18 protein-coding genes are annotated in these 16,973 nt (G+C 70.2%); 4 read left to right on the top strand and 14 right to left on the bottom strand.

Annotated features, from left to right (window positions below):
• Nucleotides 1-60: 60 nt before the first annotated feature.
• The gene (locus tag ABEA15_RS22875; RefSeq protein ID WP_344148152.1) at nt 61-1,251 is read right to left on the bottom strand and encodes a 3-hydroxyacyl-CoA dehydrogenase; all 1,191 of its coding nucleotides are present in this window, start codon (nt 1,249-1,251) and stop codon (nt 61-63) included.
• A gap of 128 nt (nt 1,252-1,379) precedes the next feature.
• Nucleotides 1,380-1,766, bottom strand: coding sequence for an SCO5389 family protein (locus ABEA15_RS22870; RefSeq protein ID WP_344148155.1), 387 nt, complete (start codon nt 1,764-1,766; stop codon nt 1,380-1,382).
• 285 nt (nt 1,767-2,051) lie between these two features.
• Between ABEA15_RS22870 and nucS the strand changes: the two genes are divergently transcribed.
• The 4 genes from nucS (at nt 2,052) to ABEA15_RS22850 (ending at nt 6,249) form a co-directional block, all read left to right on the top strand.
• Nucleotides 2,052-2,729, top strand: a complete 678-nt coding sequence (gene nucS / locus ABEA15_RS22865; protein ID WP_344148158.1) for an endonuclease NucS — start codon at nt 2,052-2,054, stop codon at nt 2,727-2,729.
• Between the two features lie 359 nt (nt 2,730-3,088).
• Entirely contained in the window at nt 3,089-4,522 is a 1,434-nt protein-coding gene (locus ABEA15_RS22860) for a M20/M25/M40 family metallo-hydrolase (protein ID WP_345558947.1), read from the top strand.
• 445 nt (nt 4,523-4,967) lie between these two features.
• A complete protein-coding gene (locus tag ABEA15_RS22855) occupies nt 4,968-5,579 on the top strand; it encodes a cob(I)yrinic acid a,c-diamide adenosyltransferase (protein ID WP_345558945.1) in 612 nt (203 codons plus the stop codon).
• A 70-nt stretch (nt 5,580-5,649) separates the two neighbouring features.
• Nucleotides 5,650-6,249 (top strand): hypothetical protein, encoded by a 600-nt coding sequence (locus tag ABEA15_RS22850; protein WP_345558943.1) that lies wholly within the window; start codon nt 5,650-5,652, stop codon nt 6,247-6,249.
• A gap of 37 nt (nt 6,250-6,286) precedes the next feature.
• Here the strand turns inward: ABEA15_RS22850 and ABEA15_RS22845 are convergent, their stop codons facing one another.
• The 12 genes from ABEA15_RS22845 to ABEA15_RS22790 all read right to left on the bottom strand — a co-directional run bounded on the left by ABEA15_RS22845 (nt 6,287) and on the right by ABEA15_RS22790 (nt 16,553).
• Nucleotides 6,287-6,586: an MTH1187 family thiamine-binding protein gene (locus tag ABEA15_RS22845; protein WP_345558941.1), complete on the bottom strand. Its 300-nt coding sequence runs from the start codon at nt 6,584-6,586 to the stop codon at nt 6,287-6,289.
• A gap of 79 nt (nt 6,587-6,665) precedes the next feature.
• Complete coding sequence (locus ABEA15_RS22840) at nt 6,666-7,151, bottom strand: DUF2550 domain-containing protein (RefSeq protein ID WP_345558939.1); 486 nt, start codon at nt 7,149-7,151, stop codon at nt 6,666-6,668.
• Nucleotides 7,152-7,188: 37 nt separating this feature from the next.
• Complete coding sequence (locus ABEA15_RS22835) at nt 7,189-7,593, bottom strand: F0F1 ATP synthase subunit epsilon (RefSeq protein WP_345558937.1); 405 nt, start codon at nt 7,591-7,593, stop codon at nt 7,189-7,191.
• A 78-nt stretch (nt 7,594-7,671) separates the two neighbouring features.
• Nucleotides 7,672-9,114: a F0F1 ATP synthase subunit beta gene (gene atpD / locus ABEA15_RS22830; protein ID WP_345558935.1), complete on the bottom strand. Its 1,443-nt coding sequence runs from the start codon at nt 9,112-9,114 to the stop codon at nt 7,672-7,674.
• 4 nt (nt 9,115-9,118) lie between these two features.
• Nucleotides 9,119-10,039, bottom strand: coding sequence for a F0F1 ATP synthase subunit gamma (locus tag ABEA15_RS22825; protein WP_345558933.1), 921 nt, complete (start codon nt 10,037-10,039; stop codon nt 9,119-9,121).
• Between the two features lie 3 nt (nt 10,040-10,042).
• Entirely contained in the window at nt 10,043-11,686 is a 1,644-nt protein-coding gene (gene atpA, locus ABEA15_RS22820) for a F0F1 ATP synthase subunit alpha (RefSeq protein ID WP_345558931.1), read from the bottom strand.
• A gap of 77 nt (nt 11,687-11,763) precedes the next feature.
• The gene (locus ABEA15_RS22815; protein WP_345558929.1) at nt 11,764-12,573 is read right to left on the bottom strand and encodes a F0F1 ATP synthase subunit delta; all 810 of its coding nucleotides are present in this window, start codon (nt 12,571-12,573) and stop codon (nt 11,764-11,766) included.
• On the bottom strand, nt 12,573-13,115 hold the full coding sequence (gene atpF / locus ABEA15_RS22810; RefSeq protein ID WP_344148193.1) for a F0F1 ATP synthase subunit B: 543 nt from the start codon (nt 13,113-13,115) through the stop codon (nt 12,573-12,575). Before atpF ends, ABEA15_RS22815 begins: the two co-directional genes overlap by 1 nt.
• A gap of 43 nt (nt 13,116-13,158) precedes the next feature.
• Entirely contained in the window at nt 13,159-13,368 is a 210-nt protein-coding gene (gene atpE / locus ABEA15_RS22805; protein ID WP_344148196.1) for an ATP synthase F0 subunit C, read from the bottom strand.
• A 90-nt stretch (nt 13,369-13,458) separates the two neighbouring features.
• Nucleotides 13,459-14,319 carry a F0F1 ATP synthase subunit A gene (gene atpB, locus ABEA15_RS22800; protein ID WP_345558927.1) on the bottom strand — a complete coding sequence of 287 codons (861 nt, stop codon included), beginning with the start codon at nt 14,317-14,319 and terminating at the stop codon, nt 13,459-13,461.
• A gap of 328 nt (nt 14,320-14,647) precedes the next feature.
• A complete protein-coding gene (locus ABEA15_RS22795; RefSeq protein ID WP_344148202.1) occupies nt 14,648-15,055 on the bottom strand; it encodes a Cg1360 family ATP-synthase-associated protein in 408 nt (135 codons plus the stop codon).
• Nucleotides 15,056-15,392: 337 nt separating this feature from the next.
• Nucleotides 15,393-16,553: an MraY family glycosyltransferase gene (locus tag ABEA15_RS22790; RefSeq protein ID WP_345558925.1), complete on the bottom strand. Its 1,161-nt coding sequence runs from the start codon at nt 16,551-16,553 to the stop codon at nt 15,393-15,395.
• Between the last annotated feature and the right edge of the window lie 420 nt (nt 16,554-16,973).

Raw genomic sequence — 16,973 nt, 5'->3', positions numbered from 1 at the left:
TCGCCCGCGGGTCCCACCCGAGTGCGCCGCCCGCAGCCGGTTCGGGATCCCGTCAACGCTCTAGTGCAGGCTCCGGTGACCGTTGACCTCCATCGCCAGCAGCACCGGGGCCGCGTCGGCGGTGGTGAGCCGCGCCGGTATGGGGGCTTCGAGGACGGCGCCGAACCACGGGATGCCGCGCTCCTCGAACAGCTCCACCGGGCCCTTGGGGTAGCCGCAGCCGAACCGCATGGCGGTGTCGACGTCCTGTGCCGAGGCGTAGCCGTCGCCGACCATCCGCAGCGCGTCGTTGACGTGCGGCACCAGCAGCATCGCCGCGAGGTCGAAACCGAAGCTGCCCGTGCGCACGGCCTGGGCGAGCTGGCCGGCGGGCAGGTCCTCGGGCATGTTGGCGCGGCCGCCGTGGTCGTAGAACCCGCGCCCGCTCTTGCGGCCCAGGCGCCCGGCGGCGACCATGCGGCGCAGCAGGGGGGTGGCCGCGTAGCGGGGAGTACGGAACTCCTCCCACAGCACGTCCATGACCGCCAGGCACACGTCGATCCCCACGAGGTCGGCCAGCGCGAGCGGCCCCATCGGCAGGTCGGCGTCCTTGGTGACGGCGGCGTCGATCTCCTCGCGCGAGGCGATCCGCCGCTCGTAGACGGAGACGGCGTCGTTGATGAACGGCACGAGCAGGGCGTTGGCGACGAAGCCGGCCCGGTCCGTGGCCGTGATGGGGGTCTTGCCGATCCGCTTGGCCACCTCGGTGGCGATGTCGACGGTCGCCTGCGCGGAGCTGATGGTGCTGACGACCTCGGTCAGTTTCATCACCGGAGCGGGGTTGAAGAAGTGCAGGCCCACGACCTTGTCCGGCCTGTCCGTCAGCGCGGCGATCTCGGTGACCGACAGGGAGGAGGTGTTGGTCGCCAGGATGGTGCCCGGAGGGCAGATGCGGTCGAGGTCGGCGAAGACGTCGCGCTTGAGGTCCATCCGCTCGGGGACGGCCTCGACGACGAAGTCGGCGTCGCGCAGGTCCTCGCGATCGGTGGTGAAGGCGATGCGGTCGAGGATGCCGCTGCGCTCCTCGGCGCTCAGCTTGCCCTTGTCCACCGCCTTGGACAGCGAATTGCGGACGTGGTCGCGGCCGCGCTCCATGGCGCCGCCGTCGACCTCCACACCCCACACCTGGAAACCGGCCCGGGCGAACACCTCGGCGATGCCGGCGCCCATGGTGCCCAGCCCGACCACTCCGACCTTGTCAAATTCCTGCATGCGCCCACCCTACGCGGTCGCCGTGACGGCACAGCAGCACGGAGCCCGCGCGGTGCACCCGGGGGAGCGCCGCGGCGCCGGCCGCCGGGGGGACGGCGCCGCGTGCGGGCGGAAGCGGGAGCCGCGGATCAGCAGTCGACGAGCTCGGGCGACTGGTTGAGGAGCTGTGCGCGCGGCGAGGTGAACGCGGCGTGGGCGGCGTCGGCACCCGGCTTGAACAGCGCGACCCGGTGGCAGTTCTGGAAGGCCAGCCGCATCCCGAAGTGGTGCTCCACGGCGGCGCGCATGGCGTCGCTGGCGAGCAGCCGCAGCAGCTGCCCGCGCTCGGTCTCGCCGGGCGGGGGCACCTCGTTGGCCTCGAAGTCGGCATCGCCGCCCGCGGCTCGCTCGGCGAGCCCGCTGACCACGCTCCAGGCGTAGGGCAGCGATTCGCGGATGCAGGCGATGAAGTCGTCGTTGTCGACGGGGCCCTGCTCGGCCTTGTGCAGGAGTTCCGGCGAAACCGTCAGCGACATGGAGGTCCCTCTCTGTTGGCGACCGGGGCGAGCGCGAGATCCGCGGGGTTCGCACGGTTCCGGCGCATGCCGGGGACCTCGCACACCGGTCTGCGACGTTAGTGCCATCGTGCGTGGATGGTCACGGTGCCGGAGAGCCACATGTAGCTAGCTCCGACGCCATACGAAAATAGTTATCATTCTCGTTTGGCGCCACCGGTTCCGGGAAATCCGTCGCCGCGGCCGCCCTCGGGCGGCCCCCGAGCGGCCCGCGTCGACCGCTCACCGGGGCTAGGATCGTGCAGCGTGAGACTCGTGATCGCCCGCTGCAGCGTCGACTACGTCGGACGCCTGACCGCCCACCTGCCCATGGCCCCCCGGCTGCTGCTGTTCAAGGCCGACGGCTCGGTCTCGGTGCACGCCGACGACCGCGCGTTCAAACCGCTGAACTGGATGAACCCGCCCTGCTCGGTCAAGGAGTCGGCCGCCGAGGACGGCAGCGAGCTGTGGACGGTCACCCACGGCAAGTCGGGCGAGAAGCTGGTGCTGCGTATCGAGGAGATCCAGCACGACAGCACCCACACCCTGGGCGCCGACCCCGGGCTGCAGAAGGACGGCGTCGAGGCCCACCTGCAGGAGCTGCTGGCCGAGCACATCACCACGCTCGGCGAGGGCTACACGCTGATCCGCCGCGAGTACCCCACCGCCATCGGCCCGGTGGACATCCTCTGCCGCGACGGCGAAGGCGGCACTGTCGCCGTCGAGCTCAAACGGCGCGGCGACATCGACGGCGTCGAGCAGCTCACCCGCTACCTGGAGCTCCTCAACCGCGACCCCTCGCTCAGCCCGGTCAAGGGGATATTCGCGGCCCAGGAGATCAAGCCGCAGGCCCGCGTGCTCGCGGGCGACCGCGGAATCGGCTGCGTGACGCTGGACTACGACGCGCTGCGGGGCATCGAGCCCGACACCCCGCGCCTGTTCTAGGCCACACGAGGCCCCCGCGAACCGCCGTCGGCGCACCGCCGCGGCGGTCCCCTGTGCCGCGCCCGGCCGGGCGGGCGCGGCGGAAACCGTCCATGACACCACACATCGCCGACACGGCGGAAGATCTCTGGCTGGATGTGGCAATGCCGGGCGTATCACCTTGCTCTGCGGTATACGGCGGTGACAGAGTGCCCGATACCTCGCACGAATCGCGCCCGTCTCATCACCCCGAGTAGACGGGCGTCCGCAGCAGGAGGACGCCAGTGCCTACAAGCCCGACCGGACGATCCCCCAGACCCCGGCGACACGTTCCGCCGACCGTCAAGCGCCTCGCCTCTGCGGGTGCATCGGCCACACTGGTGCTGGGCCTGGGGCTCGCCCCCGGGACCGCCCACGCCGACGAAGCCGTGCTGCCGACCCTGGTCACCCCCGACGGTCTGCGCGAGCACATCGAGAACCTGAGCACGATCGCGGAGTACAACGGCGGCAACCGCGCCACGAACACCCCCGGCTACGACGTCGCCGCCGACTACGTGACCGACCAGCTCAAGCGCGCGGGCTACCGCCCCAAGCGCGACACCTACGACTACGAGCTGTGGGAGGAGCACTCCGAGGCCGTGCTCACCCAGCTCGCCCCCGAAAAGCGCGAGTTCGCCCCCGGCGAGGACTTCGTCACCATGAACTACTCCGGTGCCGGCGACGCCACCGGAGCGGGCGTGCCCGTCGACTACGACAGCACCGACAGCGGCTGCACCGCCGACGACTTCGCGGGCTTCCCCGAGGGCGCCATCGCGGTCATCATGCGCGGCTCCTGCTCCTTCCAGGCCAAGACCGCCAACGCCGCGGAGGCCGGGGCAGCGGGCGTCGTCGTCGCCAACAACGTCGAGGGCCCGCTCAACGGCACGGTCAGCGAGGAGTCGGCCATCCCGGTGGTGGGCGCCACCACCGCGACCGGCGACGCGCTCGTGGCCGCCGGCGACTCCCTGGAACTGCGGCTGAAGGTCGACGCCTCGGTGTCGGAGCGCACCTCCTACAACATCGTCGCCGAGACCAAGGGCGGAGCGCGCGACAACGTCGTCATGGTGGGCGCCCACCTCGACAGCGTGCCCGAAGGCCCCGGCATCAACGACAACGCCAGCGGCACGGCGGCGATCCTGGAGACCGCACAGCAGCTGGCCAAGCTGGAGGGGCAGAACAACAAAGTCCGGTTCGCCTTCTGGGGCACCGAGGAGCAGGGGCTGATCGGCTCCACCAAGTACGTCGAAGGCCTCAACGAGCGCCGGCGCGAGCGCATCGCGCTCTACCTGAACTTCGACATGCTCGGCTCGCCCAACTTCGGCCGCTTCATCTACGACGGCCGCGGCGAACTGAAGGGCTCGCTGCCGCCGCCTTCGGGGTCGGGGGCCATCCAGAAGATGTTCGAGGACTACTACGAGCAGCGCGGCCTGGTGACCGAGCCGACCGCCTTCAGCGGCCGGTCCGACTACAGCGCCTTCATGGAGGCCGGCATCGCCTCGGGCGGCCTGTTCAGCGGCGGCGACGCCACCAAGACCGAGCAGCAGGTCGAGTACTACGGCGGCACCGCCGGCCAGGACTTCGACCCCAATTACCACACCGCCCAGGACGACATCGACAACATCAACTGGACGTCGTTGGACCAGCTCTCCGATGGCGTGGCCCACGCCGTGGAGACCTACGCCGAGAGCACCCTCCCGGTCAACGGAGTGGCTCCGCGGACCCGGTCCGCCCAGGAGTTCCGCGCCGACCGGGTCGGAGACCTCTGGCTGCGGTAACCGTCCTGCCGCACTCATAGAGGCGCCCGTGGGCGAGGAGCCGGCTCCTCGCCCACGGGCGTTTTCCATGGCCGCTCCGCGGACCCGGCCGCTGCGCCTCGCGCCGCCCGCTCGCCGGTCCCCTCATTCGCGCCGACCCGGCCCCCTCAACCCCGGTCGTCGCCCGGCCTGCGGGCGGCGCCCGCACCGGTCCCATCGGATGGCCCCCGCGCCGCACCCGATCCGGCCCGCGCAGCCGGCCACGGGAAACTACTCTGGGTGTCTCCCTCGATTCGCAAAGTATCAGGATGGCGGTGCCGAGCGCAGCCCCCCGAAGCAGAACGGTCGCCGGCACCTGCCTCCGCCGCCCCCGGCCGGTTCGCTCCGCGCCTCCCGCCATCCCGCACCGCCCGCCGTCCCGCACCGCCCGCCAGACGGCGCGGTGCATGCGGCCTAGAGTGGCCCCATGACCAAACGGGATTCCGAGACACCTGTCGTGCTCTCCACGATCTACACGCGCGTGGGCGACGACGGCACCACCGCCCTGGGCGACATGAGCCGCACCGCGAAGACGGACACGCGCCTGGTCGCCTACGCCGACGTCGAGGAGGCCAACGCCGCCATCGGGGCCGCGCTCGCACTCGGCGGCGACGGCGTACCCGACGGCGTCCGCACGATGCTCGTCCGCGTCCAGAACGAGCTGTTCGACCTCGGCGCCGATCTGTCCTGCCCCGTCGCTCCACCCGGCCGGGAGCCGGAGTTCCCTCCGCTGCGCGTGGAGGAGGCCTACATCGAGCGCCTGGAAGCCGAGTGCGACCGCTACAACGCCGACCTGCCCACGCTGCGCAGCTTCCTGCTGCCGGGCGGCTCGGCGCCGGTGGCGCTGATGCACCAGGCCCGGGTCGTGGTGCGGCGCGCCGAGCGCAACGCGTGGGCGGCGCGCGAGCAGCACGGCGACAGCGTGAACCCGCTGACGGCGCGCTATCTCAACCGGCTCTCGGACCTGCTGTTCGTGCTGTGCCGGGTGCTCGGCAACGACGGCTCGGAGGTGCTGTGGAAGCCGGGCGGCGACCGCTGAATATCCCCATGGTCCGACGGCTGGTCCCCGGCAGGTCTCCCGAAGGCGAACGAACAGGAGTGGCGTGCACATGCACTATGCGCGGGATGAGCTCGCACTGCGGCCGAACACCCGTGCGGGGCTGGTGATCGTGGCCGTCGTGGCGGTGCTCGGGACAGCCCTGAGCGCGGCCGCGGCATATGGGGCCGGCGCCGGGGCCGGGCTGGCCATAGCCGTCGTGTTCGGCGTGCTTCTCGCCCTCAGCATCGGCCACTTCCTCCGCGCCAAAATCGCCCTGACCCCGGACCAGATCGTTGTACGCGGACTGCTCTTCCAGCAGCGCCGGGCGCGCGCACGCGCCGCAGAGGTGGTACGCGCCGACATCGACGCCCACCGGGCGCCGCCCGGCGACACCCTGTTCGTACTCGACGAACAGGGCGAGCTGCTGATCAGGATCGCCGGCACCTACTACGCACGGGAGGACGTCGACCGGCTGGTGGAGTCGCTGGGCGTGCCGTGCGGCGGCCCCGACCGCACGGTCACCGCCGCCGAGCTCGCCACGATGTACCCCGACCTGCGCCTGGTGTCCTTCGTCGAACGCCATCCCTGGCGGATCGGGTTCGCGGTCACGGGAGTCCTGATAGCGGTGATAGCGGGCCTGATGCTCGTCGCGACCGTGGCGGGGCTCTGACCCGCCTCCGCTTTCCGGCCGCGACCCTGGCGCGGACTCAGGAGGCGCCGAGCTCGCGCTCGACGGCCTCAATCTTGCTGGTGAGGCCCTCGCTGACGCCTTCGCGGATGTCGGCCTTGAGCGTGAGGCTGACCCGCGGCGCGCCCTCGCCGGCGGCGGTGACGGCGCGCTTGACGACGTCCATCACCTCGTCCCACTCCCCTTCGACGCTGGTGAACATCGCGTCGGTGCGGTTGGGCAGCCCGCTCTCGCGCACGACGCGCACCGCGCGGGCCACGGCCGGGGCGACGGAGTCGTCGCCGGAACCCATCGGACTCACTGAGAATGCAACGATCATGCGCCCAGCCTAGACGGGCAGCCGCGTTCGGCGACGGTGGCCCGGCGGTGGGTCGCGAAGGCGCCTTCGCGGCGGAGGTTCACGACTGCCAGTGCGTTCCGGGCGGCATGGACTCCAGCCAGGAGAGGAACCCCGTCAGCGCGCCGTCGGTCATCGCCAGCTCGTAGACCGCCTCCGCGGGGTCGGAGCCGTCGGCGGCGGCCCAGCCGACCTCGATCACCACCAGGTCCTGAGTGAGCTCGCGCAGGTCGCCGGGCGTGGGCGGGCGGCGGTGCAGAACGACGAGGCCGCGGCGCGACAGCTCGGCTGCCGGCCGCGGCCACAACGAGAAGACCCGGTACCAGCGCAGTTCCTCGCTGCCGTACCGGGCGAGCCCCATACGCCAGGGGAGGTCCGGTGCCCCGGCCCCCGGGCGCAGATAGCACTCGACGGCGCCGCCTCCGCGCTCCAGGGCATAGCGCCGCGCGGTGACGGCGAGCAGGGCGGCCACGGTCACGATGAGGAGCGCGATGAACAGCCATTCCGCCGCCTTGAACCACGGCTGGCCGAATATCAGCTCCTGCACCGGCGCATCTCCCCCGTTCAGCGCCCGCCGGCGCCGCTCATTCGCTGATGCCGGCGGCCTGCAGGCGGCTACGCGCCCGCGCGGCACGCCCCTGGGCGTCCTCGTCCTCGGTCTCGCCTTCGGACTCGGCGCCGCGCAGCGCCGCCTTGGCCCGCTCGACGTCGACGTCCTCGGCCAGCTCCGCGAGCTCGGCCAGGATCGACACGCGGTCGCCCATGGTCACGACCATGAAGCCGCCGTGGACCGCGGCGCGGACCTCGCCGGTCTCCCGGGCGCCCAGCACCCGGACGACGGCGCCGGGCGCCAGCAGCGCCAGCACCGGCGTGTGGCCCGGCTGCACACCGATCTCGCCCTCGACGCTCTTGGCGATGACCATGTCACCCTCGCCGGCCCACAGCTCCCGCTCCGGCGAGACGATCTCGACGAAAAGCTTCTTCGACACTGCCACAAACTCCTCTGCTAGTGGGCGGTTTCACGGGGCGCGGCCGACCGCGGGTGCCGTCCGCGCCCCGTTGAACGTCTAGCCCTGCAGCGTCTTGGCCTTCTCGACGGCCATCTCGATGTTGCCGACGTCGAGGAACGCCTGCTCGGGCAGGTGGTCGTACTCGCCGTCGCAGACCGCCTTGAACGAGGCGATGGTCTCCTCCAGCGGCACGAACACGCCCGCATTGCCGGTGAACTTCTCCGCGACGAACATGTTCTGCGACAGGAACCGCTCCAGGCGGCGCGCACGCTCGACGATGATCTTGTCCTCCTCGGACAGCTCGTCGATGCCCAGAATCGCGATCTGGTCCTGCAGGTCGTTGTTGCGCTGCAGGATCCCGATGACCCGCTGGGCGACGTCGTAGTGCTCCTGGCCCACGTACTGCGGGTCGAGGATGCGCGAGGTCGACGCGAGCGGGTCCACCGCCGGGTAGATGCCCTTCTGCGAAATCGGCCGCGAGAGCTCGGTGGTGGCGTCCAGGTGGGCGAACGTGGTCGCCGGAGCGGGGTCGGTGTAGTCGTCCGCGGGAACGTAGATCGCCTGCATGGAGGTGATCGAGTTGCCGCGGGTCGAGGTGATCCGCTCCTGGAGCACGCCCATCTCGTCGGCCAGGTTGGGCTGGTAGCCCACGGCCGAGGGCATCCGGCCCAGCAGGGTGGAGACCTCCTGGCCGGCCTGGGTGAACCGGAAGATGTTGTCGATGAACAGCAGCACGTCCTGGTTCTGCACATCGCGGAAGTACTCCGCCATGGTCAGGCCGGACAGCGCCACCCGCAGACGGGTGCCGGGGGGCTCGTCCATCTGGCCGAAGACGAGCGCGGTGTCCGGGAGGACCCCCATCTCGTCCATCTCCAGGAACAGGTCGGTGCCCTCACGGGTGCGCTCGCCGACACCGGCGAACACCGACACACCGCCGAAGTTGCGGGCGATACGGGTGATCATCTCCTGGATGAGCACCGTCTTGCCCACACCGGCGCCGCCGAACAGGCCGATCTTTCCGCCGCGGACGTAGGGCGTGAGCAGGTCGATGACCTTGATGCCGGTCACCATCATCTCCGTCTTCGACTCCAACTGGTCGAAGGGCGGGGCCTTGCGGTGAATCGGCCAGCGCTCGGTGACCTGCAGCTCCGAGCTGGGTACGTCCATCGACTCGCCGAGGGCGTTGAATACGTGCCCCTTGACGCCGTCGCCGACCGGCACGCTGATGGGCTCGCCGGTGTCGCGGACCTCGCCGCCCCGGACCAGGCCGTCCTGCGGGTTGAGGCTGATGGTGCGCACCAGGTTGTCGCCCAGGTGCTGGGCGACCTCAAGGGTCAGCGTCCTGGTCTCGCCGCCGAGGGTGACCTCGGTCTTGAGGGCGTTGTTCAGAGAGGGCAGGGCGCCGACCGGGAACTCCACGTCGACGACCGGGCCGGTGACCCGGGCGATTCGCCCGGTGGCCGTGCCAGGCGCGGCCGTCCCTTCAACAGTCGCAGTCAATTTCCTACTCACTTCCCGCGCTGGCACCAGCGAGCGCGTCGGCGCCGCCGACGATCTCGCTGATCTCGTTGGTGATCTCCGCCTGGCGGGCTTGGTTGGCCTGGCGGGTCAGGTTCTGGACAAGCTCCTCGGCGTTGTCGGTGGCAGCCTTCATCGCGTTGCGGCGCGAGGCCTGCTGCGAGGCGGCCGACTCCAGGAGCGCGAAATAGATCCGGTTCGCCACGTACTGGGGCAGCAACTGGTCCAGCGCCTCCTTGGCGGAGGGCTCGAAGTCGTAGAGCGGCATGGGGCCGCCCTGCTCGGCTTCGAGGACCTTCGGCTCGACCTCCTCCACCTCCAGCGGCAGCGCCCGGTGCGAGGCCGCGTGCTGGGTCAGCATGGAGACGAACTCGGTCGAGACGATGTGGATCTCGTCCACCCCGTCCTCGGTCCCGCTGTCCTTGGTGAAGCGGTCCATCAGGGCGTCGGCGATCTCCCGGGCGTCCAGGTAGGTCGGCCGCTCGGTGATGCCCTCCCACGTCTGCTCCATGGCGCGGCGGCGGAACTGGTGGTAGGCGATGCCCTTGCGCCCCACCACGTACTGCAGGACCTCCTTGCCCTGGCTGTCCAGCAGGGCGCTCAGGCGCTCGGACTCCTTGATCGAGTTCGCGGTGAACGCGCCGGCGAGGCCCTTGTCGCTGGTGATGACCAGTACGGCGGCCCGCGTCGGGTTCTCCGACTCCATCAGCAGCGGGTGGTCCTTGACCTGCTGGGCCAAGGCGGAGACCGCCCGGGTGATCTCCCGCGCGTAGGGCTGCGCCGCCTGCATCACCCGCTGTGCCCGGGTGATGCGGGTCGTGGCGATGAGCTCCATCGCGCGGGTGATCTTCGCCATCGACTTCGTCGAGCGGATCCTCCGGCGGTAGACGCGAAGCTGTGCACCCATGGGCTACTTCCCGCTGCTCTTGGCGACCTTGATGGTGTCCTGGCCGACCTGGCTCTCCTCCAGCGCCTCGGCCTCCTCCTCGGTGCCCAGCACCGTGCCGGCCGAGGTCTGGAAGGTCAGCTTGAACTCGGAGACGGCCTCCTTGAGGGTGGCCTCGGTCTCGTCCTCGAACTTGCCGCTCTCGCGGATGTTGTCGAGGACCTTGGAGTGCTCGCGGGCGAGGTAGTCCAGGAAGTCCTCCTCGAAGCGGCGGACGTCCTCGACGGGGACGTCGTCGATCTGGCCGGTGGTGCCCGCCCAGATGGAGACGACCTCCTTCTCCATCGCCAGGGGCTGGTACTGGCCCTGCTTGAGCAGTTCCATCAGCCGCTCGCCGCGCTCCAGCTGCGCCTTGGAGACCGCGTCCAGGTCCGAGCCGAACGCGGCGAACGCCTGCAGTTCGCGGAACTGGGCCAGGCCCAGGCGCAGCGAACCCGTGACGTTCTTCATCGCCTTGGTCTGGGCCGAACCGCCGACACGCGAGACCGAGACACCGACGTTGATGGCCGGGCGCTGGCCCTGGTTGAACAGGTCGGTCTCCAGAAAGACCTGGCCGTCGGTGATGGAGATGACGTTGGTCGGGATGTAGGCCGAGACGTCGTTGGCCTTGGTCTCGATGATCGGCAGACCGGTCATCGACCCCGCGCCCATCTCGTCGGAGAGCTTGGCGCAGCGCTCCAGCAGGCGGGAGTGCAGGTAGAAGACGTCGCCGGGGTAGGCCTCGCGGCCCGGCGGGCGCCGCAGCAGCAGCGACACCGCTCGGTAGGCCTCGGCCTGCTTGGTGAGGTCGTCGAAGACGATCAGCACGTGCTTGCCGTCGTACATCCAGTGCTGGCCGATGGCCGAGCCGGTGTAGGGCGCCAGGTACTTGAAGCCCGCGGGGTCGGACGCCGGGGCGGCGACGATGGTGGTGTACTCCATCGCGCCGGCCTCCTCCAGCGCGCCGCGCACGCCGGCGATGGTCGAGCCCTTCTGACCGATGGCCACGTAGATGCAGCGGACCTGCTTCGTGGGGTCGCCGGAGTCCCAGTTGCTCTTCTGGTTGATGATCGTGTCGATGCCGATGGCGGTCTTGCCCGTCTGGCGGTCACCGATGATCAGCTGGCGCTGGCCGCGGCCGACCGGGGTCATCGAGTCGATGGCCTTGATGCCGGTCTGCATCGGCTCGCCCACCGGCTGGCGCTCCATGACCGAGGGGGCCTGCACCTCCAGGTCGCGGCGCTCGGTCGTCTCGATCTCGCCCTGGCCGTCGATGGGGGTGCCCAGCGGGTCGACGACCCGGCCGAGGAAGTTGTCGCCTACCGGCACCGAGAGCACCTGGCCGGTGCGGCGCACCGCCTGGCCCTCCTCGATATGGGCGAAGTCGCCGAGGACGACCGCGCCGATCTCGCCGATCTCCAGGTTCTGGGCCAGGCCCAGCGTGCCGTCTTCGAATTGCAGCAGCTCGTTCGCCATCGCCGAGGGAAGGCCGCCGACGCGCGCGATGCCGTCACCGGAGTAGGTGACGGTGCCGATCTCCTCGCGCGCGGCGGCGTCGGGCTCGTACGACTGGACGAAGCGCTGCAGCGCGTTCCGGATCTCATCCGGCCGGATCGTCAGCTCCGCCATCTCACGTATGTCCTTGCTCTCGTATGGCGCCGCGTTCCCCGGCGCCGGTGCGTTCTGCTTGGGGGTGGATCGTCGCCTCAGCCGGCCAGGCGTCGCCGGACCTCGCCGAGCCGCCCGGTGATCGTGCCGTCGATGACTTCGTCGCCCACCCGGATGGACAGGCCGCCCACGATCGAGGGGTCGACGTCGATGTTCAGGTGGATCGGGCGCCCGTAGATCCGGGCCAGGGTGGCGCGCAGCCGCTCCTGGCGGTCCTCGCTCAGGGCGACCGCCGTGCGCACCAGCGCCACGTAGCGCTGGGCGCGCTCGGCGACGAGCTGCCCGTAGTACTCCAGACCGTCTTCCAGGGTACGGCCCCGCGGATGCGTCACAACCTGGGTGACCAGGGCGGTCGTCGCCGGGTCCGCCTTGCCCGCCAGCAGCGCCTCGACAATGCCGCCCTTGCGCTCCTCGGAGACGGACTCGTCGGTGAGGGCGGCACGCAGTTCGGTGTCGCCGGCGACGACGCGGCTGAACCGGAAGAGCTCGTCCTCCAGCTCGCCGAGCCGCTGCTCGCTCTCGGCCCGGGCGATCGTCGCGAAGACGGCCGCCCGCTCGACGGCGTCGATCAGGTCGCGCTGGCGTGACCAGCGGGCCTGGACGACGTCGCCGACGACCATCACGGTCGACGGCGACGCCTGGGACTCCAGCAGCTCGCCGATCAGCCCGGACTTCGACTCCGCCGCGTTGGCCGGGTCGGCCAGCCACCGCCGCAGCGTGTGCTCACGCTCCAGCAGCGCCACCACGTCGAAGAGCTCGCTGCCCAGCGCCGCGGTGTCGGCCGACTCCAGCACGGTGCCGAGCCGTTCGGTGACCTCCTGCAGGGAGGCGCGGCTGATGCCCCGCATCAGCGCACCTCGGCCTGGGAGGTGTTCTCGCTCCGCTCCAGCTCCTCCAGGAACCGGTCGATGACCCGGTTCTGGGCGTCGCTGTCGCCGAGCGACTCGCCGACGATCCGCTCGGCGAGGTCGGTCGAAAGCGACCCGATCTCGCCGCGCAGCTGCGCGAACGTGTGCTGGCGGTCGGCCTCGATCTGGGCGTGTGCGGCGTCGAGAATCCGCTGCGCCTCGGCCTGGGCCTCCTCACGCGCCTCAGCGATGATGGAGGCCCGCTGCTCCTTGGCCTTCTCCAGCTCGCGGGCGTACTCGCGGTGCGCCTCGTCGAGCTTCTCGCGGTACTGCTGGCGGATCTCCTCCGCCTCGGCCTCGGCCTTCTGAGCGCGCTCGATACCGCCCTCGATCTGGTTCTTGCGCTCGTCCAGCATCGCGGTGAAGCGCGGCCACATCCTGGTGATGACGACGAGGAGCAGGATGAAGGCGATGGACCCGAAAGCGACCTCGTCCCAGTGGACGCGCAGGACGTTCGGTTCATCGGCTGCCAAGAACATCATGGCTGGCTTCCCTTCGCTGTTTCCGTTGACGACCAGCCGGCCATTACAGGGCGAAGGCGAGCACCAGGCCGATGAGGGCCAGCGCCTCGGACAGGGCGAATCCGATGATCATCTGGCCCTGGAGGAGGCCGCGGGCCTCGGGCTGGCGGGCGATGGCCTGGACACCCAGACCGAAGACGAGCCCCACGCCGATGCCGGGGCCGATGGCGGCGAGGCCGTAGCCGATGACGTTGAGGTTACCCGTGATGTCCATTACTGCTTTCCTTTACTCAGAACCCGCCGGCGGGCGTTCTCGCCGCCGGACTGACGTTGGTTATCGGGCTGGGGTCAAGATGCGGAGAGGTCAGTGTGCTCCCTCGATGGACTCGCCGATGTAGTTGGAGGCGAGCGTCACGAACACATAGGCCTGCAGCGCCATGATGAACAGTTCCAGGGCGGTGAAGACCAGGAAGGCCACGAGCGCGAGCAGCGAGTAGCCGATCGAGACGATGGTGAGGGCGCCGCCCGCGTCGAGGTTGAGCATGTACCACCCGGCCGCCGCGAACACCGCGAGCAGCAGGTGGCCGGCCAGCATGGTGGCGAAGAGCCGGACCGCGTGGGTGAACGGCCGGATCAGGAAGGTCGAGGCGAATTCGAGGGGGACGAAGATCGGCAGGACCCACTTGGGGACCGTCGGCGGCACGAGCTTGCCGATGACGTGGCCGCGGAACCCGTGCTCGCGGAGGCCGATGTAGTTCCACAGCACGTAGATGTACACGGCCAGCACGATCGGATAGGCCAGATGGCTGGTCACTGGAAGTTGCAGGAAGGGGATGATGGCCATCACGTTCATCGCGAAGATGAACAGGAACAGCGTCATCATCAGCGGCATGTACTTCTCGCCGCGCTTGCCGCCGATCTGCTGGTGCACCACGTTGGTGCGGATGAACTCGATGACCAGCTCGCCCGCCGCCTGGACGCGCCCCGGCACGACCGAGGGCCTGCGCAGCATGAAGTAGCTGAAGGCCAGTACCAGGAGCACGCACAACACCAGCAGCACCGTGTACTTGGTGATGCCGGAGGTGCCCGGAATCCCGAAGCTCAGCCACGGCGCCGGAAAGAAGACCTCCGCGCCGGGCACGACTGAGTCGAATCCGCAGCCGTTGTCTCCGAAGAGATGGCAGCTCTCCTCCCCGGACGCGAGGAGGCGCGCTTCAGCACTCACGGCGAATCCTTTCGTCGTGACACAACTCAAACCTCGTTCGTGGTTGGGGGTGCCGCGCCGTCAGTGCGTGCGGCGGAGCACCGGAGTGGTTGGTCAGGATGGCAGCTCGAAGACGGCCGCGCCTATGCCGTTCCCACTGATCCGTGCGGCTCGCCGCTGGATAAGGACAGCGCCTGGATGGCGGCCCAGCCGATGCCAACCGAGACGAACATACCGTGCGGAAAGCCCATGATCGACGCGGGGCGATGCCCCGCGGCCCGGCAGCACTCGCCCCCGCGCCTTCGCGCGGCGGCGGACGCGGGCACGCGGGCCCCGAGGCCGGCGGGCGTCACGTTCCCTCCTCCGCGGGCTCCACGTACAGGATCTTCGCGGTGTTCAGCGCCCACAGGTGAGCGCCCATCCAGACCACGGTGCACGCCGAGGCCGTGATGGCGAAGGAGAGGTGGTTGAACACGGCGGCGTCGCCGAAAGCCACGAGCAGCACGCCGAGCAGCACGATCTTGGCGAGATACGTGCCCATGGCGGCTGGATACAAGTATTTCGGGTTCTTGTCCCCCGCCCACGTGACCACCAGGAAGCTCAGCCCGAAGAAGGCCAGCGCCAAGACCGTCCCCGACACCGCGCCGAGGAGCCCCTGCGCACCCGATACCGTGCCCGCGACGGCCGTTGCCAGCGCACCTGCGACAGCGGTTGGAATCGCGGCGCCGCGGAGGATCCGGGCGTCGTGTCCCTTCATAGGCTCGGCTCCGGTAGTGGACGTGGGGGTGCTTGCTCGTGAAAGCTATCACAAGGATCCGGGCATCCGAGCACGGGTCACCCCTGCGGTCACCCCCGCCGCTCGCGCGGAGTCGAGATCACCGGCCGTCTATGCAGGTTGTCGAGTTTGTCGCCGCTGTTGGGTGAACGCGGGTCATGTGGCGTTCGGCTGGGTTCGACCTCCGGTTCCGGACGGGTTCACTGCGGGATGGGACCGGTGCGGGGCCGGCGCGGTTCCGTGCCGGCGGGGACCGCGGTCCGATGGAGCGGGGAAGCGACCGGCCGGGCGGCGGGGCGTGATCAGCATCTCGTTCCCCCTACTCCGCCGAAGCCGACGTCGTCGACGCGGAGCCGGCGGCCGCGGCCCGGGCGCGGGCGTCGCGCGACCGGTTCCGGCGGCGCAGCCGCGGCAGGGTGATAAGGCCCACTGCGCACGCCGCCACCAGCAGCGTGACGGTCAGCACGACGAACGGGGTGTCGAAGACCGACAGCGACACCGACGCGAACGCGATGATCGCGGCCCACAGGTACATCAGCAGCACCGCGCGGGCGTGGGAGTGGCCCAGCTCCAGCAGCCGGTGGTGCAGGTGCTTCTTGTCGGGGGCGAACGGCGACTTCCCGGCCAGCGTGCGCCGCACGACCGCGAGCACCAGGTCGGCCAGGGGCAGCGCGATGACCAGCAGGGGGAGGAACACCGGTAGGAACAGCGCGATGCCGTGCACGCTCGTGCGGCCGTCGGGGTAGAACTGGCCGGTCACCGTGATGGTGATCGAAGTCAGCAGCAGTCCGAGCAGCATGGCGCCGGTATCGCCCATGAACACCCGGGCCGGGTTGAAGTTGTGCAGCAGGAAGCCGATACAGACGCCGGCCAGGATGATCGCAATCATGGCCGGGTAGGACTGCCGTTCGAATCCCTGGTCGACCGCCGCGACGTAGTAGTAGGCGAAGAACGCGAACGCCGAGATCGCCACGATCCCGGCGGCCAGGCCGTCGAGCCCGTCGGCGAAGTTCACGGCGTTGATGGTGACCACGATCAGTACGACCGAGACGAGCGAGCCCAGCCACGGCCCGAGCGACAGCTGCGTGCCCGGAACCGGCAGCCAGAGCATCTGCACGCCCGACCACACCATGATCCCCGCCGCCGCGGTCTGGCCGGCGAGCTTGGGCACGGGACCCATCCCCCACCGGTCGTCGATGATTCCGATGACGACAATCAGGCCGCCGGCCAGCAGCAGTCCGCGCCAGGTGTTGTAGACGAAGACGTCCTGCAGGTGGGGCAACCGGTAGGAGATCAGCAGCGCCGCCGCGAAGCCGCCGTAGATGGCGATGCCGCCCATGCGCGGGATCGGCTCGGAGTGCACGTCGCGGTCGCGCACCGGGGGCACCGCGCCGAACGTGATCGCCGCACGCCGCACGAACGGGGTCAGCAGATAGGTGACCGCCAAGGCGATGACGAAGGTGAGCGCATACTCACGCACGGCGTGTCCGGTGCCTTCCTCGGATTGCGCGCCGACGGCGGGGGAGCCTGCGGAGGCGGTCGGCGTTTCGGCGCTGGGCTGACGGCTTCTGCTGCTGGTGCGGCCCCCGGGAGGGACGGGCCGCGAGCCGGCGATCGGCGGGACGGCGGTCGGCCACCGGCCGCCCTCGGAGGTGCGGGGCCGGTCGCGACCGCGGTGCGAGCGATGTCGGATACGGCTGCCGTTTCGGTGACCGCGGTGCAGTCGAAACTAGCACTACCCGCCGCAGGTGCGCGGCAATACGATTCGGCTACGCAGAGTAAGAAACGTGGGCGGCATCACAGTGCGTGCCCGTGCACCGGGCGCCCGTTGCCGCCGGCGCGGGCCCGGGCCCTCCCCCGGCGCGCGGGCGCGAGCAGGGCGGCGCGGTCGCCGAGCGCC

It is taken from the genome of Streptomonospora halophila (assembly GCF_039542725.1).
Classification (GTDB): Bacteria; Actinomycetota; Actinomycetes; order Streptosporangiales; family Streptosporangiaceae; genus Streptomonospora; species Streptomonospora halophila.
The sequence above is the reverse complement of the archived record's forward strand: the minus strand, read 5'-3'. Positions and strand labels throughout refer to the sequence as shown.